The organism is Variovorax sp. R-27 (assembly GCF_049913215.1).
GTDB lineage: Bacteria > Pseudomonadota > Gammaproteobacteria > Burkholderiales > Burkholderiaceae_C > Variovorax.
Genome location: NZ_CP183984.1, coordinates 1,806,321 through 1,821,959, shown reverse-complemented (window position 1 = coordinate 1,821,959; position 15,639 = coordinate 1,806,321). Strand labels below are relative to the sequence as shown.

The window sequence follows — 15,639 nt, the reverse complement described above, 5'->3', positions numbered from 1 at the left end:
CTCAGCTGTTCTCGATCTGCGCCGCGCGCTTCCACGCCTCGGCGGCTTGCTCGGCATCGTCGCGGTCTTCGGCCAACTGGGCCAAGGCGAGCCAGGCGCGACGGTACAGATCGGTGTCCTGCAGCCCAAGGCCGGCCTGCGTCAACAGTTGCTGGGCCTTGCCCCACAGCTGGCGCTTCATGCAGGCCATGCCCGCGAGGTACTGGAGGTTCGGGTCGCGCGGGTTGTTGCGCTGCGCGCTTTCGATGCGCGCCAGCCAGTCGGCATCGACCGAGTCGAGCCCCGCTTCGAGCGCACGCGCCAGCTTGACGCGCAGCGCATCGCCGAGCGCGCGCGGATTGGCCACCATGCGCTCCCAGGCCGGCAGCAGCCAGCCGCGCGCCAGGGCAAGGTCGCCACGCAGCGCGACCATGCGTTGGGCCGCGTGAATCGCCACTTCGGGCATGTCGCGCTCATTGGCATCGAGCTCAGTCCACGCGCGAAGCAGCTGTGCCGGATCGTGCGCGCCCGTCAGCAGCTCGGTCGCCAGCCCGCGCACGATGCTCTGTGCCGCGGCGTCAGAGAAGGCGCGGTGCTTGGCCAGCAGGCGCGCGGTTTCGAGCGCTTCGAGCGTGCGGCGATCCTGCCGTGCCGCCTTGAGCCGCAGGCGCAGTGCGAGCGTGCGGCGCTGTGCGCCCTGCGGCAGTTCTTCGAGCCGCGCGAGCGCTGCAGCCGCGTCGCGGTCTTCGAGCGCCCAACGCGCCGCGCGCAGCTGCACGCCTTCGCGCGTCTCAGGGCTGGCGAGCACGGCGCGGTCGGCGCTTTCGTTGAGGGCCTGCTGCAGATGGGCGTCGCGCGCTGGCTTGTCTTGCAGGGCCTGCGCACTCTCGGCCGCCAGCAGGTGCGACAGCACGCGCACCTGCTGCGCCTGCGGCAGGCTGGCGCCAAGCGCCGACAGCGTTTTCTCCTGCGTGAGCGCGGCCTGCGCGGCCTTGCGTGCACGCGAGAAGCGACCCGAGATCAGCTGCACCATCGCGTCGAGCAGGGCCGCATGCAGCGTGCGCTCCTTCTGCTGCAGCCGCCACTGGCGCGCCTGCGTCGGCAGCGAGAACAACGCTGCCAGTGCCCGCAAAGCCACGTGCATCAGCACGAAGGCCACCAGCAGGATCACGAGCACGAGGTTCAGCGACAGGTCGACACGCCAGGGCGGCCAGAACACGGTGATCGTGCCCTGGTTGTTGCCTGCGAAAAGAGCGACTGCTGCTGCAACAGCGAACAGCGCGAGGAGCCAGATTGCGGCGCGCATGTCCGATCAGCGTCCTGCTGCGGCGGTGGCCAGTGCCGCGAGCGTGTCGTCGATCCGGACCGGCTCGGACGTCTTCACCAGCGCCTGCAGCTGCTGCAGCTGCGTGGCGGCGGCCTGGGTGCGGCGCGATGCGGGATCGAAATAGCGGTTGAGCGAGGCAGTTACCTGCGACAGCTCGCCGCGCGTGGCCTCCATCTGCCGCGACAGCAGCGACAGGCGCGCATTGAGCAGCTTGAGCTTCAGGTTCTCGCGCAGGAAGTAAGACTGCTCGGGCGCCAACAGGATCGCCTCCGGGCTCTGGATGCGGCCGACGCGCACCAGCGAGCGGGCCTCGCCGCGCACGGTGAGCAGCACGCGGCGCCACCACGGCGCGTCGGCGGGAATCGGTTCGGGCTGCCAGGCGTTGGTGCCGGTGCCGCGCACGGCAACGGCGTTGAGCGTGGGCAGGTCGTCCACGCCGCGCATCAGTTCGTCGAGCTTCTGCAGCGCTTCGGCGCTGTCGGTGCTTGCGGTGCTGCGCAGGCGGTCGGCATCGCGCTGCATGGCACGCTGCAGTGGCGTCAGCCGTGGCTGCGCGGCACGCGCGATGCGCACGTCGCCGGCCTTCAGCGCAGCCAGCAGCGGCTCGACGCTGCCGGTGACCTGTGCCTGCTGCAGGGCAAGGCGCACGGCCGACTCGATGTCGACCACGAGGTTCTCATCGCGCGAACGCGAGAGGCTTTGAATGAGTTCTTCGAGCTGCGAGCGCTGCAGCGCGACTTCAGCCACGCGGGTTTCGACCAGGGCCACGCGGGCCGAGGCCTCGCGAACGGTGTCGCTTGCCTGGCGGGCCAGCGTGCGCGCCTCCATCGATTGCGCGATGGCATCGGCGCTCTGGCGTGCCAGCTGCTCCTTCATGCCGCCGACCTTCTGCCACAGCGCGATCGCCATCAGCAATGCGGCCAGCGCCACGAGGGCCACGAGGCCGAATGCGATGCGAGAGAGGATCAGCGCCCCTGCTGCCTGTGCGGCCGGCGTCTGGTGCGGTGCCAGCGTGGCGGGCACCGGCGCCGTGGCAGCGGTTGGGGAAGGAGAGGAAAAATCGTCTGACGGGGACGCGGCGCTCATGCCAAGGATTCTATAGACGCGATCAGCGCATCCCGCAGTGGTGTGCATACACGCAACGCCCCGAAACCCGCGGCCCGCGCGGCTTCGCCGATTCGTGCATGCGTGGCGACCGCACTCGCGGCCTGCCATTGCACACCGGGCATCGCGCGCTGCAGATTGCCGATGGCCTCTGAGCTGCTGAAGAGCCAGATCGCGCGGCCTTCGGCGCCGTCGATGGCCAGCCGACGTTGTACGACGTCCAGCGACGGCGGCAACCGGCGGTAGGCCACCACGGTGTCGCGATGGCCGCCCGCGACATCGATTTCATTGGCGAGCCAGTCGCGCCCTGTGGGGTGCCCGGCTTCGTCGCCGCCGCGCACGATCAGCACGCGCACGCCGGCAGACACCTGGGCCTGCACCCGCTCCCACAGCGCTTCGGAGTCGAAACGCGTGGCCTCGGGAGGCGGTGCGTCGATGAGTTCCAGCGGCACGCCGGCGCGAAGCAAGGCGCGCGTGGTGCCTGGGCCCGTGGCCCAGAAGCGGCGCCCTGCCAGCGTATCGGCGGCGTTCTTGTGCTGGAAGAAATGCTCGACGGCCGTGGCGCTCACGAACATCAGCGCCGCGTAATTCACCAACTGCCGCCACGCCGTGCGCAGCGGTTCGGCATCGGCCACTGGCGCGATCACGATGAGCGGCAGCGCCACCGCATCGAGCCCCGCGGCGCGCAGGTCACTCACCCATTGCGCCGCCTCGCGCGCCGGCCGCGTGACGATGACGGGGCGGGCGGTCATACGATGACCACCGATCTCAGTGGGCCCCGGCGTCGCGCAGCAGCGCCGCGGCGCGCTCGCCGAGCGCATCGGCCTGCGCGAAATCGCCGGCCTGCGCCAGCGCATGCACCTTCACCAGCGGCGCGTTGCCCTCTGGATCGCCCCAAGCGGCGTCGATGCGCAGCGCGCCGTCGGCCTGCCAGCGTGCATGAGCCGCCAGCGGCATGGAGCAGCTGCCGCCCATCGCGCGACTCACAGCGCGCTCGGCGGCGGTGGAAAGCCAATCGCCCTGGTGGGCCAGCGAGCACAGGAGTTCGATGAGTTCGGCACGGTCCGCGCGCACCTCGATGCCCAATGCGCCCTGCCCGGCGGCCGGCAGCATGGTGTCGGGATCGAAGGCCACGCGGATGCGGCTTTCCAGCCCCAGCCGCTTGAGCCCGGCCGCCGCCAGCACGATGGCGTCGTACTGCCCTTCGTCGAGCTTGCGCAGGCGGGTATCGAGGTTGCCGCGCAGCGGTTCGATGCGCAGGTCGGGCCGTAGCGCGCGCAGCAGCACCACACGGCGCAGGCTCGAAGTGCCGACGACCGCACCCTGCGGCAGCGCGTCGAGCGATTCATAGCGGGGGGAGACCAGCGCGTCGCGCGGGTCTTCGCGCTCCAGCACGCAGGCCAGCGCGAAGCCTTCGGGCAGGTCCATCGGCACGTCTTTCAGCGAATGGACTGCGATGTCGGCGCGCCCTTCTTCGAGCGCGAGTTCGAGCTCTTTCACGAAGAGCCCTTTGCCGCCTACCTTGCTGAGCGTGCGGTCGAGGATCTGGTCGCCGGTGGTCGTCAGGCCGAGCAGGCTGACCGTATGGCCCTTTTCTTGCAAAAGCGCCCGGACGTGTTCGGCTTGCCACAGTGCCAGGCGGCTTTCGCGCGTGGCGATCACGATATTGCTCAAGACCGGTTCCAAAAGTACATGTTCTAAACCGCCGGAATGCTAGCATGTTGCGCCGCAACAACGCAGGCGGCGCATCCATTCAAGAAGTCAAAAAGTCCAGGACAAACATCGAATGAAAGCCAGCAAGACCCCTGCTCCCCCCAAGCGCCGCCAGACCGAAGACCAGCCACTGATCGACGACATCCGGCTGCTGGGCCGGATCCTCGGCGACGTGATCCGGGAGCAGGAAGGAGACGAAACCTACGCGCTGGTCGAAAAGATCCGCACCTTGTCCGTGGCTTTCCGCCGCGATGCCGATCACGCCGCCGACCGCGCGCTGAAGAACCTGCTCAAGGGCCTGAGCGCGGCCGAGACGGTGCGCGTGATTCGCGCCTTCACCTACTTCAGCCACCTGGCCAACCTCGCGGAAGACCGCCACCAGATCCGCCGCCGCACGGAAACGGAACGCGCCGGCGAAAGCGTCGAAGGCGACCTGCAAACGGCACTCGCGCGCATCCGCAAGGCCGGCGTGAAGCCCGACGACATCGTCGCCTCGCTGGCCCACAGCTATGTGTCGCCGGTGCTCACCGCGCACCCGACCGAAGTGCAGCGCAAGAGCATCCTCGATGCCGAGCGCGCCATCGCGCAACTGCTCACCGTGCGCGACGAGATCAGGCTGCGCCAGAGCGCCTATGCGGGCGGCAAGGATGCACTCTCGCCGCTCGAGTTTGCCGAGAACGAAACGCAGATGCGCACCCGCGTCACGCAGATCTGGCAGACGCGCATCCTGCGCTTTTCCAAGCTCACGGTGGCCGACGAGATCGAGAACTCGCTGAGCTACTACGAAGCCACCTTCCTGCGTGAGATTCCGCGCGTCTACGCCGACCTCGAAAAAGCCCTCGCCCAGGGCGGCCACACGCCTTCGGTCGCGCCCTTCCTGCGCATGGGCCAGTGGATCGGCGGCGATCGCGACGGCAACCCCAACGTCACCGCCCAGACGCTCGAATACGCCCTGGGCCGCCAGTGCGAACTGGCGCTGCGCCACTACCTCACCGAAGTGCACTACCTGGGCGGCGAGCTGTCGCTGTCGGCCACGCTGGTCGATGTGACGGTCGAGATGCAGGCGCTGGCCGAACGCTCGCCCGACACCAACGAGCACCGCAAGGACGAGCCCTACCGCCGCGCCCTCACCGGTGTGTATGCGCGCCTTGCGGCCACGCTGCGCGAGCTCACCGGCGGCGAGGCCGCGCGCCACGCCGTCGCGCCGCAGAACCCGTACGCCACGGCCGAAGAGTTCCTGGCCGACCTGCGCACCGTGGCCGAATCGCTCGAAGAAAAGCACGGAACCGTGCTTGCCGCGCCGCGCCTGCTGCCGCTGATTCGCGCGGTAGAAGTGTTCGGCTTTCACCTGGCCACGGTCGACCTGCGCCAGAGCTCCGACAAGCACGAAGCGGTGATTGCCGAGCTGCTGGCCACCGCTCGCATCGAGCCCTCGTATGCATCGCTCGCCGAAGAGGCCAAGCAGACGCTGCTGCTCAGGCTGCTCGACGACGCCCGCCCGCTGCGCGTGCCCGACGCCGACTACTCGCCGCTTGCGAAGAGCGAGCTGGCCATCTTCGCCGCCGCCCGCGTTTCGCGTGCGCGCTATGGCGCCGCGGCCATTCGCCACTACATCATCAGCCACACCGAAACGGTGAGCGACCTGCTCGAAGCGCTGCTGCTGCAAAAAGAAGTGGGCCTGCTGCGCGGCGCGATGGACAGCAACGCAACCTGCGACCTGATCGTGGTGCCGCTGTTCGAAACCATCGAAGACCTGCGCAACGCCGCGCCCATCGTGCGCGCCTTCTATGCGCTGCCGAACATCCAGGCGCTCGTCGAACGCTCGGGCGCCGAGCAGGACGTGATGCTCGGCTACTCCGACAGCAACAAGGACGGCGGCATCTTCACCAGCAACTGGGAGCTGTACCGCGCAGGCATCGCGCTGGTGTCGCTGTTCGACGAGCTCAACAAGAAGAAGGCCAACCCCATTCGCCTGCGCATGTTCCATGGCCGCGGCGGCACCGTGGGACGCGGCGGCGGCCCGAGCTACCAGGCCATCCTCGCGCAGCCGCCCGGCACGGTGCGCGGCCAGATCCGGCTGACCGAGCAGGGCGAAGTCATCGGCTCGAAGTACGCCAACCGCGAGATCGGCCGGCGCAACCTCGAAACGCTGGTGGCTGCCACGCTCGAAGCCACGCTGCTGCCGCAGGGCAAGTCGGCGCCCGCCACCTTTCTCTCGGCTGCGGGCGAACTGTCGACCGCCAGCATGGCCGCGTACCGCAAGCTGGTCTACGAGACCCCGGGCTTCGGCGACTATTTCTTCGGCTCCACGCCGATCCGCGAAATTGCCGAGCTCAACATCGGCTCGCGCCCCGCCTCGCGCAACCCCAGCCACAAGATCGACGACCTGCGCGCGGTGCCGTGGAGCTTCAGCTGGGGCCAGTGCCGCCTCACCATTCCTGGCTGGTTCGGCTTCGGCTCGGGCGTCGAACAGTTCCTCGCCGCAGCGGGCACGGCTGCGGGGAAGAAGGAGCGCCAGGCATTGCTGCAGCGCATGTACGAGCAGTGGCCCTTCTTCCGCACGCTGCTGTCGAACATGGACATGGTGCTGGCCAAGAGCGACCTCGCGCTGGCTTCGCGCTACGCCGAGCTGGTCACCGATCGCAAGCTGCGCCAGAAGGTGTTCTCGATGATCGATGCCGAATGGCACCGCACCTCCGACGCACTCACACTCATCACCGGCGCGAAGCAGCGGCTCGAAGGCAATGCCGAGATGCAGCGCTCGGTGCGCCACCGCTTTCCGTACATCGACCCGCTGCACCACCTGCAGGTCGAGCTGATGCGGCGCTACCGCGCGGGCGACGGCGGCGAGCGGCTGCAGCGCGGCATCCACATCTCGATCAACGGGGTGGCGGCGGGGCTGCGCAATACGGGCTGAGCACACCCATTCCGACCACGGCAAAGGGCGCTTCGGCGCCCTTTCCTACGTCTGGCATCGGCAATCAGGCACCTGTAAGGTCATTTAAAAGGGTACGGTCGGACACGTTCACAGTTCTCGCAATCGCGCGGCAGCTCGAAGTCGTTACAAGGAGCCCGTTGCCATGCCAGTCCCGCAGTCCCTCACCCATTCGCCCATCGACTTCGTCGGCAACGACGCCGAGGCGCTGGCCTCCCACATGCGCCACTGCGCGCGCGCTCACGGGCGCTGGTTCTCGCTGCGAAGCCACATGCAACGGGTGCGCGCGCTCGCTGCGGGCCGCATCGTCACGATCGCCTGCGTGGCCGTGGTGCTGGGTATCGGTCTCTTCGCCATCGCTTGAGCGCCGCAGCCGTCGTCGACCGTCTCCAGGGACTCAGTCCGTACGCCCGGGCGCTGCTGCTCGGCCCGCATGATCCGGTAGCCGCACCGATCCGCGCCGAACTCTTCGGCATCCAGCGTTTCGAGCAGCACGGCCACAGCCTCGCCCGCGCCCAGGTGGTGGAAGAAGACCGCCGCCTCGCGCGCGAGGGTGCGCCCTTCTTTCCGCGCGTGGACGAAAACCTCGCGTCGCTGCGCAACGCCTTCGACTACATCGCGCTGATCTCGCTCAGCGGGCGCTACGTGTCGCCCGCGGCCGAGTGGCTGCTCGACAACTTCCACCTGGTCGAGGCGCAGCTCCAGCAGATTCACGACGGCGTGCCGCGCAGCTACTACGCGCGCCTGCCCAAGCTCGCCGCGCCGCCGCTGGCGGGGCTGCCGCGCGTGTACGGCATTGCATGGGCCTACGTGGCCCATACCGACAGCGTGCTCAACAAGACGCTGTTCACCGCCTTCCTCAATGCCTATCAGGACATCGACGAGCTCACGCTCGGCGAGCTGTGGGCGCTGCCCACCACCCTGCGCGTGGTGCTGCTCGAAAACCTGCGCCGCGTGGCCGAGAGCATTGCCGAGAACAAGGTGGCGCGCGAGATTGCGCATGCCGCATGGGACGCCGCGCCGCACCTTTCGGTGCAAGACCTCGACGTGCTCTACCGCGCGCTGCAAAGCCACGGCCTGCAGGACAACTACCTCACGCAGCTGTGGCAGCGCCTGCCCGTCGAGCACGGCGAAGACATGCCCGCGCTGGTGCGCTGGACCGAGCAGCACTGCCCCAACGGGCCGGCACTGATCGGCGAAGCGCAGAACGCACAGGCCGCCGCCAATCTCACGGTCGGCAACATCATCACCACGCTGCGCATGATCGGCCAGGTCGAGTGGAGCGACCTGATCGAGCCCGTGAGCCGTTCGCTGCGTGTGCTGCGCGAACTGCCGAGCTTCGCCAACGAGAGCGAACTCACGCGCCAGCAGATCACGCATGCGATGGAGCAGGTGGCGCGCAGCAGCGAACAGCCCGAGCGCGCCGTCGCGCAAGCCGTGGTGCAACTGGCCGCCAGCGCGCCGGCCGACGACGCGGGCGCGGAGACCGACCGCGCCGACGGCACCGCCGGCTACTACCTCTTCGGCCAGGGCCGGCCCGCGCTCATCGCGGCGCTGCAATCGAACGGCCATGCGGGCCGTGCCAGGCGGGCGCCCGACACGCGGCAGGCACGCAGCCATCGCGGCTGGCGATTGCCCGTCTACGTCGGCTCCGTTGCGCTGGGCACCGCGCTGCTGCTGTTCGCCGTGGTGCACAGCCTGCCGCACCGCGAAGACTGGACCACCGTGCTGGCGCTCGTCCTTCTGGCGTGGCCGCTCTCTGAAGCGCTGCTCGCGCTTGCGCAACGCATCATGGCCGAGTCGGTGCGAGTGCAGGGCCTGCCGCGCCTGGACTTTGCGAACGGCATTCCTGAGCGGCACCGCGCGCTCGTCGTCATGCCCACGCTGCTGGGTTCGACCGCGAACAACGCGCAGCTCGCGCACCGGCTCGAACTGCACTGGCTCGCCAACCGCGAAACAAATGCGCAGTTCGCGCTGCTCACCGACTGGGCCGATGCACCGCTGGCCTCGCTGCCCGAAGACGGCCCCCTGCTCGACGACGCCCTGCAGCGCATCGCTGCGCTCAACACCAAATACCCTGTGGCGCCAGGCGAAGCGCCACGCTTCCTGCTGCTGCACCGCCCGCGCAGCTGGAGCGACACCGAGCAGCGCTGGATGGGCTGGGAGCGCAAGCGCGGCAAGCTCGAAATGCTGGTGCGCCTGCTCGCAGCCGGTGACGCCAGCGGCTTCCTGCCGCTCGCACCGGGCCTGCGGCTCGCCGCCGGCCGCACGCCGTATGTGCTGACGCTCGACAGCGACACCGGCCTGCCGCCGGGCGCCCTGCGCGACCTGGTGTCGATTGCCGCGCATCCGCTCAACGCGCCCGAAATCGACGTGCAACGCCAGCGCGTGGTCGCCGGCTTCGGCATCCTGCAGCCGCGCATCGTCACGCCGTTTCCGCAGCGCCACGAGCGCTCCTTCTTCCATTGGGTGTTCGCCGGCCAGTGCGGGCTAGACCCCTACGGCAGCGGCGCCTCCGACATCTACCAGGACGTGTTCGGCAGCGGCTCCTTCACCGGCAAGGGCCTGCTGAACGTGCGTGCGCTGCACGCCACGCTCGATCGCCGCCTGCCCGACGGCGCGGTGCTCAGCCACGACCTGCTCGAAGGCACGGTCGCGCGCTGCGCGATGGTGAGCGACGTCGTACTTGTCGAGGACCATCCGCACCATGCCGGCGTTGCGGCGTCGCGCGTGCACCGCTGGGTGCGCGGCGACTGGCAGCTGCTGCCGCTGATGTGGCGCGCGCGCCGCTTCGGCATCGATGCGCTGGGCCTCTGGAAGATGAGCGACAACCTGCGCCGCTCACTGGTGGTGCCAGCTTCTTTCGCGCTGCTGGTGCTGGTGATCTTCACGCAGGCCATGCCGCTGGGCTGGGCGCTGGCGGCCGTGGCGTCGGCGCTCACGCTCGGGCCCTTGCTCGGCGCGCTGGCCGGGCTGGTGCCCACGCGCCGCGCCATCGAGCTGCGCCACTTCTTCGACGTGGGCGCGGTCGAGCTGCTGCGTGCCATGGCCGGCGCGGCCTGGCAGTTCGTTCAACTCGCGGCGCAGACGCGGCTGCTGCTCGACGCATGGTTCCGCGCGACATGGCGCCTCGTGGTCAGCCGCCGGCATCTGCTCGAATGGACCACGGCCGCGCAGGCGCAGGCGCAATCGAGCGGTCGCCTCGCATCCTTTGTGCGCAATGCCGCCGCGAGCAGCGTGGCGTGCCTCGCGCTCGCCGTGGCGGCGCACTGGAGCGCATACCCCGTGATCGGCACGCTGCTGTTCGTGCTGTGGGCGCTGGCGCCGGTCGCGGCCTGGTGGGGCAGCCGCTCTGAAGCAAAGGCACCTGACCCGCTCAGCACCGGCCAGCGCACCTACCTCGAGAAGCTTGCGCACGACACATGGCGCTTCTTCGAGCATGTGGTGGGCCCGGACGACAACCACCTGCCGCCCGACAACCTGCAGCTGGAGCCGCAGCCCACCGTCGCGCATCGCACCTCGCCGACCAACATCGGCATGTACCTGCTGGCTACCTGCTGCGCGCGCGAGTTCGGGTGGATCGACACCGCCGCCCTGCTCGCCCGCATCGCCGCCACGCTCGACAGCGTGGACCGCATGCAGAAGCACAACGGCCACCTGTTCAACTGGTACGACACGCAAACGCTGAAGCCGCTGCCGCCAGATTACGTGTCGAGCGTGGACAGCGGCAACTTCGCGGGCCACCTCGTGGCCGTGGCGCAGGCCTGCCGCGCCTTCGCCGCCGAAGGCTGCCAGCCCCATGAAGCGCCCGCGCTCGAAGCACTTGCCGAGCGCTGCGACGCGCTGCACGCCGGCATGGACTTCAGTGGCCTCTACGACCCCAAGCGTCACCTGTTCCATATCGGCCTGCGGGTCGAGGAGAACGTGCTCGACGCAAGCTACTACGACCTGCTGGCTTCCGAATCGCGGCTGCTGAGCTTCCTGGCGATTGCCAAGGGCGACGTGCCGCGCCGCCACTGGATGGCGCTGGGCCGACCGTTCCTTCTGGTGGGCTTCCGGCCCAGCCTGAAGTCGTGGTCGGGCTCGATGTTCGAGTACGTGATGCCCGCGCTGGTGATGACCGAGCCTGCCGACGGCCTGCTGCAAGTGGCCAATGCCGCCGCCATTGCCGAGCAGCAGGCCTTCGGGCGGGCGCAGAACCTGCCGTGGGGCGTTTCCGAATCGGCCTACTTCGCACAAGACCACTCGCTGGCCTACCAGTACTCGCCCTTCGGCGTGCCGCGCCTCGCGCTGCGGCGCACGCCGCCCACCGACCGCGTGGTGGCGCCCTATGCGAGCGCCATGGCCGCGCCGTTCGCGCCCGGGGCGGCGGTGATCAACCTGGAACAGCTCGAATCGCTCGGCGCGCGCGGCGAGTTCGGGTTTCACGACGCGGTCGACTTCACCGTCTCGCGCCAACCCGAGGGGCAGGACTTCACCGTGGTGCGCAACTTCATGGCGCACCACCAGGGCATGTCACTGGTAGCGCTGTGCAATGTGCTGTGCGCCGACGCGCCGCGCCGCTGGTTCGGCAGCGCCGCGCTGGTGCAGGCGCACGAGTCGCTGCTGCACGAGCGCACGCCGCGGCAGATCATCGGCAGCGCCGATCCGCGCACGCCGCCCGAGCCCAGCCAGGCCGAGCTGGCGCCGCTGTTCCAGCCCCGCCTTGTCGACCCGATGGCGCCCGGCTTCCAGCCCACGCACTTGCTGTCGAACGGCCGCTACACCGTTGCCCTGCGCGCCAACGGCGCCGGTGTGAGCCGCTGGCATTCGTTCAACGTGACGCGCTGGCGCGACGACCCGCTGCGCGACAGCTACGGCACCTTCTTCTTCGTGCGCGACGAGGGCACCCAGGAACTCACCTCGCTCACCGCCCTGCCCGCGCCGGGCGACGGCTGGCGCTACCGCACCCGCTTCCTGGCCGACCACGTGCAGTTCGACGCGACCGGCCCCGGCCTGCAGGTGCGTACCACTGTGCTCATCAGCCCCGAGGACGACACCGAGCTGCGCAACATCACGCTGCACAACTCGGGCGAGGAAACGCGCACGCTCGAACTGGTCTCGTACTTCGAGCCGGTGCTGTCGAACCCCAAGGCCGACGAGGCGCATCCGGCCTTCGCCAACCTGTTCGTCGAGTCGCGCTGGGAGCCCGCATGGCGCGCGCTGCTGATGTCGCGCAAGCCGCGCCTGCATGGCGACGCGGTGATGGCCGCCGCGCACTTCCTGGCCTCGGCGGACGCGCACGTGCTCTCGGTCGACTGCATGACCGACCGGCGCGCCTTCATCGGGCGCAACCGCACGCTGGCCAGCCCCGCGCTCGACGCGCAGCCGCTCACGCCCAACGGCAAGCAGGTCAACGGGCTCGACCCCATCGCCTGCCTGCGCGTGCGGCTGTCGATTGCGCCCGGTGCCACCGCGCGCCTGAGCTTTGCCACCGCGGCCGACAAGAACATCGATGCGCTGATGCCCGGCATCGACCGCTACATGCAGCCGATGCACGTGGAGCGCGCCACCCGCATGGCCGCCACGCTGGCGCAGGTGCGGCTGCGCGACCTGAGCATCGCGCCCGCGCAGAACCTGGCGCTGCAGGACCTGACGACCATCCTCACCTACACCACGCCGCGCGTCATGCGCGACCGCGGGCTGATCGACCTGCGGCAGATCTGGCGCTTCGGCATCTCGGGCGACAAGCCCATCGTGCTGGTGCACATCCATTCGATGATCGGCATGGGGTTGATCAACACGCTGCTGCGCGCCCAGCCCTGGTGGGGCTTCGGCGGCGTGGCCTGCGACCTGGTGGTGCTCAACAGCGAGCCCAACTCGTACCTGATGCCGCTGCAGCGCGAAATAGAAAGCCTGCGCGCGCGCGTCGCGCAGCAGACGCAGAACAGCTTTCCGCGCAACGACACGGCCGGCTTCTACCTGTTGCGCGACCAGGACGTGGTGCCCTCGGAAAAGGCCGCGTTCTCCAGCCTGGCGCGCGCGGTCTTCACGGCCGACGGGCGCCCGCTCGAAGTGCAGGTGGCCGCGCTGCACGAGGCCCGCAATGACACGGCATCGATGGTCAATGACGCCGCCGCACCGCCGGGCGTGCCCCTGCTGCCGCGCCCTGCCCCGACGCCATCGGCTACCGCCCCGACCGGCGACTTCGACGCCGGCACCGGCGAGTTCCGCTTCGAGGTCGGCGCAGGCCGGCGCACGCCACGGCCGTGGATCAACGTCATCGCCAACGCGGGCTTCGGCTTCCAGGTGTCCGAGTGGGGCACGGGCTTCACCTGGGCTGGCAACAGCCGCATGCACCAGGTGACGCCGTGGTCGAACGATCCGGTGCAGGACCCGGCCTTCGAGCACTACCTGCTGCAGGACCTTGCTTCGCGCGAGATGCTGCCGCTGACACCTGCCGGCGGCAGCGCGGGCAGCGCACGCCACCGTGTGCGACACGGACAGGGCTACACGGTGTTCGAGCACAAGGCGAACGGTCTCGCGCTGGAAACCACCTTCTTCGCGGACCGCGACGAGGCCGTCAAGCTCGTGCATGTGCGCGTGCGAAACGGCGGCACCGGCACGCGCCGCCTGCGCGCACTGGCCATGGCCGAGTGGCAGCTCGGCGACGCGCGGGGCACGCGGCGCACCGTGCATTGCTGGAAGCCGGAAGACCAGCCGGCAGTGTTCGGCCAGCAGCGCGAATCGGGCGCGGGCTTCGGCGGCAGCACGGCCTTCCTGCTGCTGGCGGGGCTGCAAGGTGCCACGCAATGGACCTGCGACCGCAATGAATTCTTCGGTGATCGCGGCATGGTCGAAGTACCCGACACGCTCGCACGGCGCGCCGGCAGCGGGCTCGACGCCTGCGCGGCCATCGGCGGCGAGTTCGTGGTGGCGGCCGGCGGCACCGCGGGCTTCACCTTCGTTCTGGGCCACGCGGGCAGCGCAGACGCCGCACTCGAGCTCGCGCGCCGCTGGCGCCAGCGCGACGTGCCCGAAGCATTGGCGCAGGTGCGCGGCTTCTGGGACGAGTTGCTCGGCCGCTTGCAGGTGCGCACGCCCGATCCGCTGTTCGACGCACTGGTCAACCGCTGGCTGATCTATCAGACTCTGGCCTGCCGCCTCTGGTCGAAAGCGGGCTTCTACCAGGCAGGCGGCGCCTTCGGCTTTCGCGACCAGCTGCAGGACGCGATGGCCTTCGCGCTCACCGACCCGGCGCGGCTGCGCGAGCAGATCCTGGTCAACGCGGCGCGGCAGTTTCCCGAAGGCGACGTGCAGCACTGGTGGCACATGCCCGGCGGTGCCGGCGTGCGCACGCATTTCTCTGACGACCTGCTGTGGCTGCCGTACGCGTCGGCGCACTATGTCGAGGTGACGGGCGATGCATCTCTGCTCGACGAGATGGCCGGCTTCATCGAAGGCCCCGCCATTCCCGACGGTGCCGAAGACGCCTACTACGCGCCGCAGCGCAGCGGCCAGATGGCCAGCTTGTTCGAGCACGGCGCGCGCGCCATCGACCGCAGCCTGAAGACCGGCGTGCACGGCCTGCCGCTGATGGGCACCGGCGACTGGAACGACGGCATGAATCGCGTGGGCAACGAAGGCCGCGGCGAATCGGTGTGGCTCGCGTGGTTCCTGTGCAGCGTGGTCGCGCAGTTTGCGCCGCTGGCACAGGCACGCGGCGAGCACGAACGCGCCGCGCGCTGGACCGCGGCACGCACCGGCTGGATCGCCGCGCTGCACGATGCCGGCTGGGACGGCGCGTGGTTCCGCCGCGCCTTCTTCGACAACGGCGCGCCGCTGGGCTCTTCGTCCAACGACGAATGCCGCATCGACCTGATTGCGCAGGCGTGGTCGGTGCTGTCGGGCGCCTCGGACGCGGCGCACACGGGGCCGGCCATGGAATCCGTCAAGAAACTGCTGCACGACGAACCGGCCGGACTGCTGCGCCTGCTGACGCCGCCGTTCGCGCGTTCGGGCAACAACCCGGGCTACATCCAGGCCTACCCGCCCGGCGTGCGCGAGAACGGCGGGCAGTACTCGCACGGCGCGGTGTGGGCGCTGATGGCGCAGGCGCTGCAGGGCGACCACGAGGCCGCGTGGCGGAGCTTCGAGGGGCTGAGCCCTGCCCATCGCGCACAGCACCCCGAGCGCGGCCCGGCCTACGAGCTGGAGCCCTACGTGATGGCGGGCGACATCTACGGTGCCGCGCCTTACGTGGGCCGCGGCGGCTGGAGCTGGTACACCGGCTCGGCCGCATGGCTGCACCGCGCGGCGGTCGAGACGCTGCTGGGCCTGAGCGTGAAGGGGCGCCAGCTCTCGCTGACGCCGCGCGTGCCTGCGCACTGGCCGGGCTTCGAGATCGCACTGCGGCTCGGCGCGCGCAAGCTCACGCTGCAATGGGGCGATCTGCAAGGTGCCGCCGCCTCAACGCATCAGCTGGCGGTGGGCGAATGGATCGACTGGCAGGCGCTGCCGGCCGATGCGGTGCTGCGGGTGGGATGAGCCGGCACTCGCGGTGGCCCTAGACTCGCAACCAGACCTCGCATCAGAAGTCGTG

Annotated in this window: 7 protein-coding genes; 3 read left to right on the top strand and 4 right to left on the bottom strand. The window is 69.7% G+C overall.

Translation table 11 applies throughout. From position 1 onward, the window contains the following. Window position 1: 1 nt before the first annotated feature. From ACN9MV_RS08190 to hemC, 4 genes are read right to left on the bottom strand one after another with little or no spacing between them, the layout of a single operon-like run. Window positions 2–1,285 carry a heme biosynthesis protein HemY gene (locus ACN9MV_RS08190; RefSeq protein WP_093049378.1) on the bottom strand — a complete coding sequence of 428 codons (1,284 nt, stop codon included), beginning with the start codon at window positions 1,283–1,285 and terminating at the stop codon, window positions 2–4. Window positions 1,286–1,291: 6 nt separating this feature from the next. Continuing rightward, window positions 1,292–2,392, bottom strand: a complete 1,101-nt coding sequence (locus ACN9MV_RS08185) for a uroporphyrinogen-III C-methyltransferase (protein WP_426391804.1) — start codon at window positions 2,390–2,392, stop codon at window positions 1,292–1,294. Beyond that, a complete protein-coding gene (locus tag ACN9MV_RS08180; protein ID WP_426391803.1) occupies window positions 2,389–3,162 on the bottom strand; it encodes a uroporphyrinogen-III synthase in 774 nt (257 codons plus the stop codon). The genes ACN9MV_RS08185 and ACN9MV_RS08180 overlap by 4 nt, the downstream gene beginning before the upstream one ends. A gap of 16 nt (window positions 3,163–3,178) precedes the next feature. Then, window positions 3,179–4,084, bottom strand: coding sequence for a hydroxymethylbilane synthase (gene hemC / locus ACN9MV_RS08175; protein WP_426391802.1), 906 nt, complete (start codon window positions 4,082–4,084; stop codon window positions 3,179–3,181). 112 nt (window positions 4,085–4,196) lie between these two features. Here hemC and ppc point away from each other — a divergent pair, with 112 nt between their 5' ends. The 3 genes from ppc (at window position 4,197) to ACN9MV_RS08160 (ending at window position 15,584) form a co-directional block, all read left to right on the top strand. Beyond that, on the top strand, window positions 4,197–7,040 hold the full coding sequence (gene ppc, locus ACN9MV_RS08170; RefSeq protein ID WP_093049367.1) for a phosphoenolpyruvate carboxylase: 2,844 nt from the start codon (window positions 4,197–4,199) through the stop codon (window positions 7,038–7,040). 163 nt (window positions 7,041–7,203) lie between these two features. Next, window positions 7,204–7,422, top strand: coding sequence for a hypothetical protein (locus tag ACN9MV_RS08165; protein ID WP_093049364.1), 219 nt, complete (start codon window positions 7,204–7,206; stop codon window positions 7,420–7,422). Beyond that, window positions 7,419–15,584: a GH36-type glycosyl hydrolase domain-containing protein gene (locus ACN9MV_RS08160; protein ID WP_426391801.1), complete on the top strand. Its 8,166-nt coding sequence runs from the start codon at window positions 7,419–7,421 to the stop codon at window positions 15,582–15,584. The genes ACN9MV_RS08165 and ACN9MV_RS08160 overlap by 4 nt, the downstream gene beginning before the upstream one ends. The last annotated feature ends 55 nt before the right edge of the window (window positions 15,585–15,639 follow it).